The organism is Bacillus cereus group sp. BfR-BA-01523 (assembly GCF_022662615.1).
GTDB lineage: Bacteria > Bacillota > Bacilli > Bacillales > Bacillaceae_G > Bacillus_A > Bacillus_A mycoides.
The window spans coordinates 311797-328751 of sequence record NZ_JAKUDX010000002.1 but is presented as its reverse complement, the minus strand read 5'-3'; the positions used below and the strand labels follow the sequence as shown (position 1 = coordinate 328751).

Genomic DNA, 16955 nt, shown 5'->3' with positions numbered 1-16955 from the left:
ATAACGATCCTATTTGATATACCATATCAATGTTCTTCAACTTAGTTACAATTATGTTCCTAAGTAAATATGTATCTGCCACACTTAAAAGCTACATAAATCAAAAAAGCTGGTTAATAAAAATCCCCGTTAACACGGGGATTTTTTCGATTATAATACGTCACGTTTTTGGAATAATACACTTGATGCTACAAGTAATACAGCAAAGTATGCAACTACAAGTAATAATGAAGTTGTAAACGTAAATTCTGTAAATGGTGGTTCTACTCCGCCACTTACTAATTTATTGCCGTCGTACACACTTAAATTTAAATGCGAGAATACAACAAACTTTGCAACACCTTTAGCAAACATCATAAGCACCATTGTAATTGCACTTTGTAAGAAGAATAAGAACAACGAAATAATTAATGGTAATACAGAATTTCTAAATACATTAGCTAAGCAAAATGAAAGAGTTGCAAAGAAGAACGGTGAAAGTACTTGATATAAAATGGACTTCATTACGATTCCTAACGTTACTCCTGTTTTACTACCATCCATTACAATCCCGCCAATAATCATTGAGATTAACGTGCTAGCAAATATGATAAATAATATAGTAAGTAACACTGTAATATATTTAGAGAACAAAACTGTAATTCGTTTTCTCGGACGGATTAATAACTGCTTAATTGTACCTTTTTGGAACTCATCAGTAATTGTACGAGACGCAATCGTAATTCCAAAAATTGTTGCAAATAAGGTAATTAAACCAATCTCTGAACTTACAAAATCTAAATATGATCCTTTAAACTCATTTCCTCCTCCCCATTTCAGCATCGCTAAAACTCCCAAAATCTCCAATGCTGCAATTACACCTATTAAAATGTACATACCTTTTTTCGCATGTAACTTTAAAAATTCATTTTGAATTAATTTAAACATTACGCTTTCACTCCCCCTGTAATCGCTAAGAACTCATCCTCTAACGTTTTATTTTGAACAGTAACACCGTATACGAGTACATCAGCATTCACTAACTGTTTTACAATTTGCGGAATCTCTTCTTTCATTACAGATGCCACAGCTACATTTCCTTGTACTTTACCTTTAATAATTTCGTTCGCTTTTTGAACTTGATCTACTTCAAATGCAACTACAACTGTTTCATCATGCTTCGCTTGTTCATGTAAGTTATACTCTTGTACAAACTCACCTTGCTTTATAATAACTACACGATCACACATTAATTCAATTTCACTTAATAAATGACTTGATACAATGACTGCAATATTTTCTTCTTTCGCTAATCGTTGTAAATAATCACGAATTTGGCGAATACCAGCTGGATCTAATCCATTTGTCGGTTCATCTAAAATTAAGATTTTCGGCTGATGAAGTAACGCCTGCGCAATTCCTAAACGCTGTTTCATACCAAGTGAGTATGTTTTCACCTTTTTATGAATCGCATGCTCTAATTCAACAAGCTTTACAATTTCAGCGATGCGCTCTTTACTAATTGGGGTAATCGCCATGTTCGCAAAATGCTTTAAATTTTGCATTCCAGTCATATAATCATATAGCTCGGGATTTTCTACAATCGCTCCAATTTGCTCTAGCGCCTTTTCACGCTCTGTGCGAATACTATGACCACAAATTGTAATATCGCCTTCTGTCATAGAAATAAGACCTGTCATCATACGAATTGTCGTCGTCTTACCGCTACCGTTCGGTCCAAGGAATCCGTATACCTCTCCTTCACGAACCTCAAATGATAAGCCCCGAATAATTTCTGTTCTACCGATTTTTTTTCGGACATTTTCTAATTTCACTACTACATTTCCCAATGATGATTCCTCCTTTAAACTTCTAGTTTTTTGTCGATGATGCGACCTGTAACTACTAATAATATAATTGTTAATAAACAGTTAAAACATAGATTTAAAACTGTAATATCTGTACCAGAATAAAATGATGTATTTAAAAAGCCGTTTTGATCTATAAATCCAATATTATTTATGGCAAACACATACTTTTCTATTTGCTGAAAGATATACGTTATTCCCCCATTAAATGCGATAAAAACAACGAATAAGATTACGCAAACAATCTTACTCATCGATGATTTCACATTGAATAGCTTCGTAATTACTATAATTAAATAAATAGAAACTAGCATATTAACAAAATCTAGTCCCCATAAGAAAATAGATAACATATGATGTAATATTCCATAATCATATAAACTGTGGATTGCTTGCTGAACACCTAAATCTGTTTTTCCATTATAAATATTTAAAGAAAAATAGTATAGAAAAATGATTCCTATTCCTAGCAAAATCATAAAGAGTAGTACACAAAATAAAACATTTGCACATATATACTTTTGTGCTGAAATAGAAGTACAACGTAGCATAGAGTTTTTTAGCATTTTTCGAAAAGACGATATACCTGTTAGAAGAATTGCGAATCCATTTATACCTAGTACGATAAAAAATATAATAATGATTATATCTTGCCTACCTGAAATTCTAGCTCCTGAAACTCCTTTCATATTAAATAAAAGAATTAATGAAACTGTAATAAATCCGAAGTAAATAATGGCTATTTTTCTCTTATTACAATTATACAGATAAAGAAAAAGCTGATTCATTTCTCATAGGCCTCCTTAAACAGCTCATGTACTGCTTTCCCCTTTTGAAATCGTAGTTCTTCCACATTTTCATGCAATATTATTTCTCCATCTTTCAAAAAGATTACTTCATCAAATATATTTTCGATTTCTCTTATTAAATGAGTTGATATAAGCAGCGTACAATCTTCACGATAAAATTTAAGGATTAGCTCAAGTACATGCTCCCTAGAAACGAGATCAATCCCGCCAAGCGGTTCATCCAGTACGTATAACTTCGCTTTTCGAGAAAATGTTAAAATAATTTGCAGCTTCTCAATCATCCCTTTTGACAATGCTTTAATTTTTTCTTCTAACGGTATTTTGAATTCTACAATCGTATCTACTGCTTTTTGAATATCGAAGTCTTTATAAAAATCTCTATAGAAAAATAAAGCATCTTTTACAGTCATCCAATCATCAAATACTGGCTTATCGGACATAAATGAAACGATTTTTTTCGTCTCTAATCCTACCTTTTTACCATCTATTGTAATACTACCTTCAGAAGGGTGCTGCAAGCCTACAATCATTTTCAATAACGTCGTTTTCCCGCTCCCGTTATCTCCAACAAGCCCAACGATTTTCCCTTCTGTAATCTCTATGTTTAATTCCCGGATTACTGCTTTCAATCCGTATCGCTTCCATAGATTTTCTATTTTTAATAGCTCTGTCATTCGTTCTCCTCCCTTTTCTTATTTAATGAAGAACTAAGAATTGAAAGAATTTCTTCTTCTGAAAAACCTAAATTGTCCATTCCATTTATAAAAGAATGAAGCAATTCTTTCGCCATATCTTTTCGCAGCTCCATAATTTTCTCCCCTTCATTCGTTACATATCGCCCCATTCCTCTACGTGTTACAACAACTCCATCCCGTTCTAGTTCTTGAAATGTGCGTTGAATCGTATTTGGATTTACTTGTAATTCACTCGCTAATTCACGTACGGAGGGAATTTTATCGCCAGGCAATAAATGACCCGTTACAATTTCTTTCTTTGTGTATTCCATTACCTGAATGTAAATTGGTGTATTTGGAGAAAACTCGATTTTCATTTCTCCACTCCTGTCTTAGTGTGTTAGTTAAATAGTACACTAAGACAAATTATATGTAAATACTCAACAACAAAAAATGTAATAAAAAGGCAGTGTAACTTTTCGTTACACTGCCTTCCTGTAATAAAATACAGGTAAATCTATTCTAATTATAGTTTCAATCGTTTGAATTCACATATAACCTTATGCGAAATTTATTTTACTTTTACTTGAGCTAGCACAGATTTAAACGTATTAATAACTGTATCTACTTCTTCATAACTAATTGTAAGGGATGGTTCAATACGAATTGTTTTTGAGTTAATTAATGTTCCCGCAACAAGAATACCTTGATCAAACATCGCCTTTGACACTTCATAACCAATCTCGTCTTTATGGAATTCAATCCCAATCATTAAACCTTGACCACGAATTTCAAAGATTTTATCTTCGTGTCCTTCTGCTGCTTGTTTCAATCCATTTAAGAAATACTCCCCAACTTCCATAGCTCGTTCCGGTAATTTCTCTTCCAATAATACATGGATTGTTGCAATTGCAGCAGCACATGCAAGTGGATTTCCTCCAAATGTTGTTGTGTGCATAAATGGATTTTCAAACCAACTTTTGAATACTGTTTCTTTCGCAACAATAGCTCCCGCTGGCATTACACCTCCACCAAACGCCTTCGCAAGACAAATAATATCCGGCACGACATCATATAATTCTGCAGCAAACATTTTTCCTGTACGTCCCATTCCAGTTTGTACTTCATCAAAGATAAGGAGTGATCCAAACTCATCACAAAGCTCTCGTACTTGTTTCAAATAATTTTCTGGAGGTAAAATAATACCGCCCTCTCCTTGAATTGGTTCTAAAATAACTGCTGCAACATCTTCTCCCACTAATGCACATGTCTCAAATGTTTTTCTCATCATATCAATATCGCCAAACGGAACATGACGGAAACCCGGAATTAATGGTAAAAATGGCTTACGGAACATTCCTTTTGCCGTCCCAGATAAAGCACCAAGGCTCTTACCATGGAAAGCACGCGTTGTAGCAATGAAAGTTGTTCGTTCACTATACATTTTTGCTAGTTTTAATGCTGCCTCTACGCTTTCTGTTCCACTATTTGTGAAGAAGGCATATTTCAAATCACCAGGTGTAATATCCGCTAAAATCTTTGCAAGCATTGCTCGAAGTGGATCTAGTAAATCCTGACTGTGCAATGCTTGACGCTTTAATTGATCCGTTACAGCTTTTACCACTTTCGGATTACGGTGACCAACATTATAAATTCCAAATCCACCTAAACAGTCAATATACTTTTTACCATTAATATCCATGAAGCAAGATCCTTCATCTGACCATTCTACTGCTGCAAATTGTCCATCTTTTGTTACTGTTTTTCTATAAGCAAGAAAACCAGGGTTTACATGCTCTCTAAATCCATCTACTGTTTCTTTTTGAATCCAGTTTGCCTCTTCTTCAGTAACCTTTTCTTTTTCAATTAACTGTAGTACTTTCGTAATATACTCATTTACATTTGATTCTTTCTCATTCAATTTATTTTTCACGTTCGTTTCCATCTAATTCACCTCTACATTTTTTTTATTTGCAAACCAACCAATAGGTTCTACTTCTAGATTTATATTAATCTGCTTAATCTCTTGAAATTCTTCTAAACCAAACGTTCCTAGACTACGACCTATACCACTTTGCTTATATCCGCCCCAAGGTGCCTCATTGTATGTTGGATGATAACTATTAATCCACGTAATTCCTGCGCGAAGTTTGCGAATCACACGCATTGCTTTTGCACCATCGACTGTAAATACTCCTCCAGCCAAACCATAGTCTGTACCGTTTGCCAACTCAATTGCTTCCTGTTCGTCTTTAAACTTTTGAATTACTACAACAGGACCGAAGATTTCTTCCTGGACAATGCGCATATCAGGTTTTACATTGACAAAGACTGTTGGTTCAATAAAGAAACCATCACCTTTTCCATCCTCCATTATTCGTCTACCTCCGCAAGCAACGTTTGCACCTTCGTCTTTCCCAATTTCAATATAGCGTAATACTTTTTCCATATGTTCTTGACTTACAAGTGGCCCCATTTCTGATTCTGGATTATCACCAGGTCCAACGTTAATTTGCTGTGCTCGCTCTACAAAACTATTAACAAATTTATCATAAATATTTTCTTCGACAAGGATTCTTGATCCCGCTGAACATACTTGTCCGCTACCTGCATAAATACCGAATAGAGCATAATCAATAGCGGTCTCAAAATCTGCATCTGCAAAAATAATATTTGGAGATTTCCCTCCAAGTTCTAACGAAATCTTTTTCATATTATCTGCCGCTGTTCTCATAATGTGCTTACCTGTTTTTGTTCCACCTGTAAAGGAAATCATGTCCACTTTATTACTCGCTGCAATTTCATTTCCTACTATTGGACCGGCCCCCATTACCATATTGGCAACACCTTTTGGTAGCCCTACTTTTTCAAGGATTTCGAATAGCTTTGTTGCAGTGATTGGTGTCACTTCAGAAGGTTTAAACACAATTGTATTTCCAGCTGCTAAAGCAGGTGCAATTTTCCATACACTCATCAATAGCGGATAATTCCATGGAACAATTAATCCACAAACACCGACTGGCTCTCTTACAACCATCGCTTGCATCGGATCGGCTACATGATATGTTTGACCATCTGGCTTTGTAATCAATCCGGCATAATAGCGAAAACAAGCCGCTGCATCTCCAATATCTCCTTCTGCCTCACGGTACGTTTTTCCATTATCCATTGTTTCAAGGTATACTAATTCTTCCATATTTTTATCAATTTCATCTGCTATTTTAAATAAATATGATGCCCTTTCAGCAGTCGATGTCTCTGACCAAATTCCGCTATCAAAAGCCGTTCTTGCCACTTCTATCGCGTATTTTGCATCCTCAATCGTCCCCTCAGGTGCATATGCTATACCCTTGCCATTCGCAGGGTTAATAATCGTTCTTTTTTCTTGATCACTAGAGTCTCTCCATTCACCGTTTACATACATTTTTAAATCTAGCACTATATTGAATCCTCCTTTATCGATCGTTTATATATTTATAAGCAATTTCCATGCCAATATTTAAAATTCAAAAGAATCATACATAAAGTGAAACTTTAATTAGCCCTCACCAATCGAGCGTTTACGGACAGCAGGGCTTCCACCTAACTTCTTTGCTCCACCTGAATTTTGAGGTGGGAGTTTTACTGCCCACAAATATCGGGATAAACTGACTATTTTCTTAAAAACAACAAACATTTTATGCATTTCCGCATACACTATTCCATTTTGCATAAAGTGACACTTTAATCATTTCCGCTACCGCCTTCACCACTCGGGACTTGAATCCCAGAGAATATGTACATGCTGAGCGCACACAAAAAGGAGAAGTCTATGTGACCTTCTCCTTTTTTAGGAATATGAGATGATATCAGCCGCTATCTCTTTTTCACTAACAATCTTTTGATATTTACGACTCACTGAAGATTGGCTGATTCCAAGAGCTTTTGCAGCCTTAGTCGTTGTTTTATACTGCTTCATTGCAAGCAAAATCAATTGTTCTTCTACAGAATGTAGTGCTTCTTGTAATGGTAATACTCTTGTAATAACTGGTTTTGATTTATTAAAGTCATAACCGGGTGTTAAAAACTTACTAACAAACTCCGCTTCAATTACTGGATCGTCTGCTGATACTACTAAACGTTCAATCATATTTTGTAATTCACGGACATTTCCTGGCCATGAATAGAACTCTAGTAAATTAAGTGCATCTGGAGTTAAATGATAATTTTTATTATATTTTTCATTTAACTGTTGTAAGAAATGAAAGGCAAGTACCGGAACATCTTCCATTCGCTCTCGTAAAGAAGGAACTCGCAGTGGAATTACATTGAGGCGATAAAATAAATCTTCACGGAATGTTCCAGATTCGACCATCTTTTCAAGGCTCTTATTTGTAGCAGCAATAATTTGTACATTTATTTTCATAGGTGTTGTACTTCCAATAGGAATTACTTCTTGTTCCTGCAGGACTCTAAGCAATTTTACTTGCAAATGTAAAGGCATTTCTCCAATTTCATCTAAAAATAAAATACCTTGATCAGCTCGCTTAAAATATCCTTCTTTTCCATTTTTATCGGCTCCTGTAAAAGCACCTTTCGTATAACCAAATAGTTCACTTTCTAGCAAAGTTTCTGGAATTGCACCACAATTTAATTTTAAAAATGGCTTTGAAGATCGGTTTCCAAGTTGATGAATTGCCTGAGCAATTACTTCTTTTCCGACGCCAGATTCTCCAGAAATAAGAACATTGGAAGAAAAATCTGCTATTTTTTTAGCTTGGTTAATAATTTGCTCCATTTTCGGACTACAGTAAATAAGCTTCTTAAGAAAACGATCTTTATTTTTAAAGTCATCTAACTCCTTCTTATATTGCTCTGATATCTTCTTTATTTCATGTAATTCCGTCTTCAATCTCGTTGCTTCGGTAATATCCCTGGAGGCAATAATAATACGATGAAGCTCTCCGTTTTCATTAAATACAGGGTTTCCAACTGCTAATATTTTTCTTCCGCTTTTTGTTTCTTGTACAACTGATACCTTTTTTTGTTTTTCCAACACTAATCGCGTAACCGATGGACTAAATAACCCTTTCTTTTCTAGGTCTAAAAGATTTTTTCCTAACAAGTCCTTCAAATTACTCCCCCAAAAATCATTGATAACAGTTTCACTATAACGAATTAATTCCCCTTTATGATTAACAACTAATATTTCATCATAAATGCTAGACAAAATTGCATGTAAATCTTTATTTAAATCCTTTATATATTCAATTTCCATCGCCATGTCCTCGACCATCGGCAAATCTTGCACAATAATAACCATTCCTTCAATACTTTGATCAAAGTTTGGAATCGGACTATAGTCAACTAATACACCCATCTCATTTGTGATTTGTAATTGATTCAAGATCGTTTTTCCCTTTGTAAATACGTTATTAATGTGTTCTCCATTAAAAATCAGTTCTGCTGGTACATTCATAACTTTTTCAGGAGTCGATTTAATCATCTTCAAACCAGATTCATTACAATTTACAATTTTCTTTTCTCGATCTACTACAAAAATCCCCATTGGAATAGACGTTAAAATAATTTTCAATATATCAACACTCTGATTTTCTTGTTTAAATAGTTCTGCAAAAACATCCTCTCTTCTTATATATCCTGTTAGCTCATCCACTTCATTTTTTACTATGGCAATCGGCGCTCCAATAATTTGAAAAAGAGCTGTTAAAGAAATATCTTTACTAAGATGACATATTGTATCTAGTGAAACAGCATTTGAAAGTAATAGCTTAGAAGTTAATTCCTTACTATTTGATAGCAGATCCTTCACATGAACGTATGCAAATAATCTCTCTCCTCTTTTTAAAAATAGAAACGATTCTTTTATATTTTTAACATCTATATTCCATTCCTTTTCAGATTGATCGATAGGTAGAGAAACTATGGGTCTAATTTTTGTATGAGCGATGGAAAACATTCTGCTATTCCTCCTTTGAACTATTTAATTTGTATTGTATCATTAAATACAGATTTTTTTAATTAATCTGAAAATAAAACATTTCTTTCTTTATTTAATAAAAAAAGGAAGATGAGTGCCTCCATCTTCCTCATAGTTCTATCATTAATCACTACCACTAACGAAAAGATCTTCTTGAATATAAGCTAATACCATACCTGGAATTACTTTATCTCCCGCTTCTACTTCTAAAGATTGAACTTCTCCACTACATCCCATCTTAATTACTTCCAGTTTACCATTCATATCTTTAATAGCGAATAATGGCTCCCATTCATAAATTCGAGAATCCTTATCGATAGACACTTTTTCAATTATTCCATAACACGGACTCGTAATAATATCATAATACATAATCAATCATCCCTTTCTTTTATTCTATTAATATTGTTCTTCTAACCTTTGTGACTGAAAACACCCCGCTTTTATATTTTTACTAATTGTACAAAGCAATAATTGTGCCAAATGAAAATACTATATTGATCATCATTTATCAGCCATACTCCCTAGACTTGCCTCTCTTCCTTATGAACCGTTGAATGAATTATGCAATACTGCATGGTTGCCCAATCTTCAAAGAAAAAAACATCGGATCCATTCCCGATGTCTTTTTCTTTTTTATCCCGCTATTTGTGGGCAGTAAAACTCCCACCTCAAAATTCGGCTGGAGCAAAGAAGTTAGGTGGGAGCCGCGCTGCCCGTAAACGCCCGATTGGTGAGGGCTAATAATCGGAGGGGGATGAACACCCCCCACTGATTATAGTTTCACTTTATATTTCTTGTGCTTCTTCAAAATGCATTTGCGGAGGAGCTGAACGGAACATATTTGTAACATATAGAAGGTACCCAATTCCAATAGCAGCCCAGCAAAGTCCCAAAATAAGTGAATGGATATTGAGATTAAACCATAGTACGGCTACAGTAGCAGCACCCAAAATAGGCATAACTAAGTAATTTAAGAAATCTTTTATCGTCTTATATCTTTTTTGCTTGATTATATAGTAAGAAATTACAGACAAATTAACAAATGTAAATGCAATAAGCGCTCCAAAGTTAATAAGAGATGCTGCTGTTTCTAAATCAATGAATATAGCGAAGAGCGAAATAATTCCTACAAAAATAATATTATATACTGGGGTTCTCCAGCGAGGATGGATGTATCCGAATATTTTCTTCGGAATTACATTATCTCGCCCCATTACGTATAATAACCTGGATACACTTGTATGAGAAGCTAAACCGGACGCAAGTGTCCCCATAAGGGTTCCTACTAAAAAGAAAGCTTGAAATAATTTCCCGCCAACATATAGCGCAATTTCTGGGGATGCTGATTCTTGATTTTTAAATACAGATGTATCTGGAAACATAGATTGTGTAAAATACGTTGTAGTAATGAATAAAACTCCGCCGATTAAAGCAGTAAGAAAAATAGCTCGAGGAATTGTTTTTTTGGCGTTTGGTGTCTCTTCTGAAAATGTAGTTACTGCATCAAAACCTAAAAATGAGAAACAAAGAATTGTTGCACCTGAAACTAACGGTGATATTTGTATATCTGATTGAAAAAACGGCTGAATGGAAAAAACTTCTCCTGTTCCCTCTCCCGCTAATAAGCCTTTTATAACTAGAAAAACAAATACGGCCATTACTAACACTTGAAATATTACTAAGAACGTATTGAAATTAGCAGTAACATTTACGCTAATCATATTTATTAATGTAACCAGGAGAACAAAGCCAATGACCCATACCCAACTAGGAACACTTGGGAAAAATGCTGACATATAAATTCTCGTTAATAGTGCGTTCACCATTGGTAGAAACAAATAATCCAATAACGCGGACCATCCAACAAGAAACCCAAGCCTTGCACTAATTGTCTTCTGTGTATACGTATAAGCAGATCCTGCGGTAGGAAAAGCCTTTACCATTTTGCCGTAGCTTGCAGCGGTAAACAACATCCCCGCTAATGCAATAAGATAAGCTCCTGGAACATGACCACCCGTTTTTTCAGAAACGATTCCAAATGTATCAAACCCAACCATCGGTGTCATATACCCGACCCCTAGCATAACAATTGACCAAAGCCCTAATGAACGTTTTAAACCAACTACTTTCCCCACCTATCATTCCTCCTACGTTCTCTATCTAATTTCCATTTAAAAATCGACAATCAAAAGGAAGCGTTTTCAAATAACTATATATCACACCGAGTATTACCTCCCTTTTTGTTACTTTTTAAATATTCATGCAATTTTCAAGCCAAAATTTCTAGCATTTGAAAATTCAATACTAGAAAGAACGTATAGGTGGAGTTGGTCCTCATTTCTTCTCATTTTTTATTCATTTTGACATAAGTTATTCAATCTCTCATACGACTAAATATGAAAAATACAACTTTAATCCTTGTTTTTTCATTCCCACTTCCTCAAAAATTGGGCTTTTACAAGATTAAAATATTTCCATGAAATAATAACATTATGTAAACTATTCATAGCAAAAAAGCTGTCTTTTCTATAAAGACAGCTTTTTCTATAACACTATATTAAAAATTGAATACGAAGTCATCGTCTGCTAACTTTTCAACATTCGTTGCTTTTACGTAACCATTTCCTTTTACAGAGAAGAAGTCATGGTTTTTCGTATCTGTACGTAAACCATTTAAAACGATTGGGTTAATTTCTTCTTCCTCAAACTTCGGCTCAAGTCCTAAGTTCATAAGTCCTTTATTCGCATTGTAACGAACGAAACGATTTACATCCTCTACAAGACCGATAGAAGTGTAAATTTCTTCTGTATATGCCAATTCAATTTCATACAGTTCCATTAATAACTCTTGCGTTTCCGTTTGTACTTCTTGTTGCTCTTCTGCAGAAAGTTCTGTGAAGATTTGTTGTGCTAAAATACCAACGAATACGCCGTGAATTGACTCGTCACGAATTATTAAGTTAATAATCTCACCACTTGCCGTCAATTTACCTTGACCCGCTAAGTAAAGTGGATAGAAGAATCCACTATAGAATAAGTAACTTTCTAAGAACACACTTGCTACCATTGCCATGTATAACTCTTTTTTCGTTACTTCAGGCTTTAATAAGCGACGATAGTAACTAGTAACAATACCAGCTTTTTTCTCAAGTAATGGATGGTTATCTACCCATTCAAAAATATCATCAATTTCTTCTTCAGTAGCTAACGTTGTGAAAATATGGCTGTAACTCTTCGCATGTACTTCTTCCATAGCCCCCATGAAAGCTAATACACTTTTCGCTTGTAAATTTTCAAGATGAACAAGTACAAGAGGCATCCCTTCGCCACCTTGTTTCGTATCTAAAAGTGTTAAACCACCTAATACACGCTTATAAGCAATTTGCTCTTCTTTTGATAATTGTGCCCAAGTATTTTTGTCAGAAGACACTGCGATTTCTTCTTCTGTCCAAAACTGAGCGATGTTTTGCTTCCAAAACATTAAACTAAAATCATCTTCTTTTTTGTTCCAGTTTACCGCACGCATTAAATCGCCCCTTCTCTAAATAAACATAAAAAATTGATAACTAAGCATGAGCAGGGTTTAGAAAAACCCTGCTCATAATGTCTCACTTTTTATATTAAACGGTACAAGCCACGCACTCTTCCACGCTTAATTTACGTGTTCTCGTATAATAAAGACTCTTCAAGCCTTTTTTATGTGCATAAATGTAGTAACGTGCTAACTCACGTGTTGAAATATCACTATTAACATAAAGAATTGTACTAATTCCTTGGTCAATATGTTCTTGAACTTCTGCGATTAAATCAATTAATTTAAACTGATTCATATCATAAGAAGATTTATAGTACCAGAACGTATCTTTTGATAAATACGGCATTGGATAATATGTTGTCGCATTCGCATACGTTCTTGATTCAATTTGACTTACGATTGGCATTACGCTTGAAGTTGCATTTTGAACGTAACTGATCGATTGTGTCGGAGCGATTGCAAGACGATATGAGTTGTATAAACCATTCTTCTGTACTTGCTCTTTTAAACTTGTCCAATCTTCTTTTGTTGGAATATGAATTCCTTCAAATAATTGCTGAATTTTTTCAGTTACTGGGCTGTAATCTGTCGTTTCATACTTTTCAAAGTATGTGCCGTTTGCATAATCAGACTTATCGAAGTCTTTAAATGTTTCGCCTTTTTCTTTAGCGATCTCCATACTTTTCTCAATCGAGTAGTAATTTAACATCATAAAGAATGTACGAGCGAATTCTTTCGCTTCAGCACTTTCATAAGCGATTTTATTTTTTGCTAAATATCCATGTAAGTTCATTGCTCCAAGTCCAACTGAATGAAGCTCATCATTTGCTTTTTTCACAGTTGGGGCATTCGGAATGATCGTCATATCAGAAACAGCTGTTAAAGCTTCCATTCCCGCATGAACTGCTTCACGAATTTCTTTATTTTCCATTACGTTTACGATATTTAACGATCCTAAGTTACAGTTAATATCACGGCGGATAATGTCTTCTGTACCGTAATCATTTATTTCAGAAGTTTCTTGTAGCTGGAAGATTTCTGTACATAAGTTCGACATCTTCACAGTTCCAATATCCTTCAGTGGATGCTGGTTATTTGCATTTGATTTAAACATTAAGTATGGGTAACCAGACTCAAGCTGAATCATAGCAATTTTAATCAGCATATCACGCGCACTAATATCTAATGGCTTTTTCTTCACTTTCGGATTGCTCATTAATTCATCGTACATTTCGTCGATATCTATATCATCTAAATGTTTTCCGTACTCTTTAAATACTGTATAAGGCGCGAAAACATGGAAAGGTTCGTTTTTCTCAGCAAGCTCAAAGAACTTACTTGGAACGATAATTCCGATTGATAGAGACTGAATACGGCTCTTCTCATCGGCATTTATTTTTTTGGTATCAAGGAATTCAATAATATCCCAATGGAAAATGTTTAAGTATACTGCACCTGCACCTTTTCGTTGCATATTGTTACTCCATATCGTCAAAACGTATGGGGGATAGTCATTTCTGCTATCCTCTCTATATCGCTATAGAGTTCAGACCATATCTTCTTCTCGCCAAATTCTTCATTTAACCATTTATCATATGTTTGATGCACATGAATATGGCATAAACTATAATAAATGTATACACCCTTTGAATTTGGTTGTTTTGAGAAGCCAGGTTCGAGCTACTTAGTCACCTACATAGCCACTTGGTCGTTGAACCTTCTCCTTATCTAATAAATTTAGGAGCTCGGCTGCTGATTTCCTGCAATCTTGGATTTTCAGGGTTCGCTACGTAATTTCTTCGTAGTATCCTACCTTGATATACTCAGGCGTTCCAGCAATTGACCTGGTTTTATAGTTGAGCCATAAAGTTAACCCAACTGATTCGCATACGAAAACGAATCTTCAAGTAATTTCATAACAGGTACTACACCACTTGCGGCGTTATCAATACCTTTAATTTGCTCACCACGTGCACGTAGCTTAGATAAGTTTAAAGCTACTCCACCACCGATTTTCGATAATTGCATTGCAGTATTAATGTTAAAGCCGATTGAATTTAAGCTATCATCCATTTCTAACAAGAAACAAGACACCATTTCTCCTCTTCTGCTTCGTCCCGCATTTAAAAAGGTTGGTGTCGCTGGTTGGTAGTTTTGTTTTACAATCATGCTTGCGAAGTGTTTTGCCTTCGCAACATCACCGCGTCCTAAGTATAATGACACAATTGCTACACGATCTTCATAGCTTTCTAAGTATTGTTTTTGATCATTCGTTTTTAACGCATAATCTTTATAGAACTTAGATGCTGCCATATAAGATTGGAACTCGAAGTTTTCACCATAAGCGATGTTATAAACTCCTTCTACTTCCTCCAAGCTATACTCGTCCAGAACGTTGTAATAGTAATCATGTTCTTTCATATACTCCATTCGCTCTGCCACGCTATTAAAATGAACGGTATTCTCTCTAGCTTCTTCCATAAAGACTTCTAATGCCTCTTTATCTTTATGAAGCTGATAAAAACCGTCCTGCATTTGCGTGATTTCATTATTCAGTTCAATGTGTCGCAATCTCCCGCACCCTTTCTTTAAAATATTCTACATCATTATTTGTTCCAGATAACTCAAATTTTGATACAATAGGCACTTCATATTTAGTAGAGATTTTGTCAGCACTTGCACCAAACATGTCTCCCCAATTACGATTGCCACTTGCAGATACGCCTTTTAATTTTTCATTATTGCGTTCTAAAAAGTCTAAAACACGTTCCGGTACATTTCCAAAACCTGTTGTATACGTAATAAGAATAAAGTCTTCATCTAATACTAGAGCTTCATCAATTTGAACGGCCGGCATATTTAATTTGTGAATGAAACGCTTCACGTTTCCTGTCATAGAATCATATGCAACTAACATTTCCGACCCTCCCTCTCCAATCTATATTCTCTGTATGTCGTTTCTTGATTTCTCTATATATTGTATTACGTTTCAAAATAAGACACAAGATATATGTATAAATTCTTTCTTTTTTTAAATTTTACTTTTCGACATGACCGTCGATTTTTTTCAATACAAAGACTATGAAACAACATTCTAAAACTCATGTCAATAAAGTGCTTTTCAAAAAAGTTGTCAACGAATTTAACCTTATTTTTAAAAAAGTTACCAATATTTTTTGTCATAAAACAGTAAATGCTGGAGTAATATATTTCTCCAGCATCACGCAAAAAAGAACAGATATTAAACGATAATCTGTTCTAACAAACGATTACATTTATCAATTTTACTTTATTAAATATTATACATATTCTTTCGTTCCTCGTTACATACTAAAAGATAACTATTATAGAAAAAGATTATTATTATGGAACTTCAATTTATTTATGAAAAAAATTATTCAGGGTGCTCAATACGCAAAATATCTCTTACAAATATATGATGTGGATTCTCATCTTTATCGAGCATTGTACATACAGGTGCTTCTTCATCAAAGTATACGATCATTCCTTCTACGTACTGATATGTATGTTGAACTTGTACCGTTACTTTAATTTCTACTGCTTGTTCATACGCACTTTTTATTTTCTGAAGCATTTTTGCTGAACATTTTCGTTTCTCTGGATACATAACCATTCCCATAAACCTATTCCCAGCTCTATCTTTCCACATATAATCCCAATGTGGCAATATGCCTTGTTTAAAATCCCCCATAATTCTCCTCTCCTTTATCTTCTATTTATGAACGTGGTGTTTCTGAATATGTATAAATTACCTGTCCACCGCGCTGTGCGTTCCCGATAATATGTTTAAAATCTTCTCGATTCACAACAACTTCTCTGAACGTATAAAATACATCTTTCGTCGCAACATACTCCTTTATGTCATCATTTTTCAGCTGATCCAAAATTGTATTTGCTAATTGTTTATCCATGTATTTCACCTCTCTGCAATATTTTATTCTATCGCATCTTCTATAGGTCGACAACGGTAAAATTATCCCGTTACTATTATGTAATTCACTTTCATTATTTTTATATCTATATCACTTTATTATATTCGCACTAAATATCATATACTAACATAGCTACTTCTCTATATCAAACTTT

The 16955-nt window shown here is 34.5% G+C and carries 14 protein-coding genes and 2 pseudogenes; all 16 read right to left on the bottom strand.

Annotation, left to right across the window (positions count from 1 at the left end):
* Positions 1-150 precede the first annotated feature (150 nt).
* Positions 151-927, bottom strand: coding sequence for an ABC transporter permease (locus tag MR066_RS06060; protein WP_242246226.1), 777 nt, complete (start codon positions 925-927; stop codon positions 151-153).
* The gene (locus MR066_RS06055) at positions 927-1829 is read right to left on the bottom strand and encodes an ABC transporter ATP-binding protein (protein WP_002030591.1); all 903 of its coding nucleotides are present in this window, start codon (positions 1827-1829) and stop codon (positions 927-929) included. Before MR066_RS06055 ends, MR066_RS06060 begins: the two co-directional genes overlap by 1 nt.
* A gap of 14 nt (positions 1830-1843) precedes the next feature.
* Positions 1844-2635 carry a hypothetical protein gene (locus tag MR066_RS06050; protein ID WP_002140946.1) on the bottom strand — a complete coding sequence of 264 codons (792 nt, stop codon included), beginning with the start codon at positions 2633-2635 and terminating at the stop codon, positions 1844-1846.
* Entirely contained in the window at positions 2632-3330 is a 699-nt protein-coding gene (locus MR066_RS06045; protein ID WP_242246225.1) for an ABC transporter ATP-binding protein, read from the bottom strand. Before MR066_RS06045 ends, MR066_RS06050 begins: the two co-directional genes overlap by 4 nt.
* Entirely contained in the window at positions 3327-3707 is a 381-nt protein-coding gene (locus tag MR066_RS06040) for a GntR family transcriptional regulator (protein ID WP_002064403.1), read from the bottom strand. Before MR066_RS06040 ends, MR066_RS06045 begins: the two co-directional genes overlap by 4 nt.
* A 194-nt stretch (positions 3708-3901) precedes the next feature.
* Positions 3902-5275, bottom strand: coding sequence for a putrescine aminotransferase (locus MR066_RS06035; protein ID WP_002140944.1), 1374 nt, complete (start codon positions 5273-5275; stop codon positions 3902-3904).
* Positions 5276-6769: an aldehyde dehydrogenase family protein gene (locus tag MR066_RS06030; RefSeq protein WP_012260595.1), complete on the bottom strand. Its 1494-nt coding sequence runs from the start codon at positions 6767-6769 to the stop codon at positions 5276-5278.
* 390 nt (positions 6770-7159) lie between these two features.
* Positions 7160-9289, bottom strand: a complete 2130-nt coding sequence (locus MR066_RS06025) for a sigma 54-interacting transcriptional regulator (protein WP_002030578.1) — start codon at positions 9287-9289, stop codon at positions 7160-7162.
* Between the two features lie 144 nt (positions 9290-9433).
* Positions 9434-9682, bottom strand: coding sequence for a biotin/lipoyl attachment domain-containing protein (locus tag MR066_RS06020; RefSeq protein WP_002011502.1), 249 nt, complete (start codon positions 9680-9682; stop codon positions 9434-9436).
* A 416-nt stretch (positions 9683-10098) separates the two neighbouring features.
* Positions 10099-11448: an APC family permease gene (locus MR066_RS06015; protein WP_242246224.1), complete on the bottom strand. Its 1350-nt coding sequence runs from the start codon at positions 11446-11448 to the stop codon at positions 10099-10101.
* A 422-nt stretch (positions 11449-11870) separates the two neighbouring features.
* Positions 11871-12839: a class 1b ribonucleoside-diphosphate reductase subunit beta gene (gene nrdF, locus MR066_RS06010; RefSeq protein ID WP_002011508.1), complete on the bottom strand. Its 969-nt coding sequence runs from the start codon at positions 12837-12839 to the stop codon at positions 11871-11873.
* A gap of 94 nt (positions 12840-12933) precedes the next feature.
* A pseudogene (locus MR066_RS06005) lies at positions 12934-14319 on the bottom strand (ribonucleoside-diphosphate reductase subunit alpha); the annotation flags it as partial.
* Positions 14320-14720: 401 nt separating this feature from the next.
* Positions 14721-15419 (bottom strand): annotated as a pseudogene (locus MR066_RS06000) (ribonucleotide reductase N-terminal alpha domain-containing protein); the annotation flags it as partial.
* Entirely contained in the window at positions 15406-15765 is a 360-nt protein-coding gene (gene nrdI, locus MR066_RS05995) for a class Ib ribonucleoside-diphosphate reductase assembly flavoprotein NrdI (RefSeq protein ID WP_000959445.1), read from the bottom strand. The pseudogene MR066_RS06000 and the gene nrdI, both read right to left, overlap by 14 nt.
* A gap of 477 nt (positions 15766-16242) precedes the next feature.
* Positions 16243-16560, bottom strand: coding sequence for a hypothetical protein (locus MR066_RS05990; RefSeq protein WP_061675924.1), 318 nt, complete (start codon positions 16558-16560; stop codon positions 16243-16245).
* Between the two features lie 25 nt (positions 16561-16585).
* A complete protein-coding gene (locus tag MR066_RS05985; RefSeq protein WP_061675923.1) occupies positions 16586-16780 on the bottom strand; it encodes a hypothetical protein in 195 nt (64 codons plus the stop codon).
* Between the last annotated feature and the right edge of the window lie 175 nt (positions 16781-16955).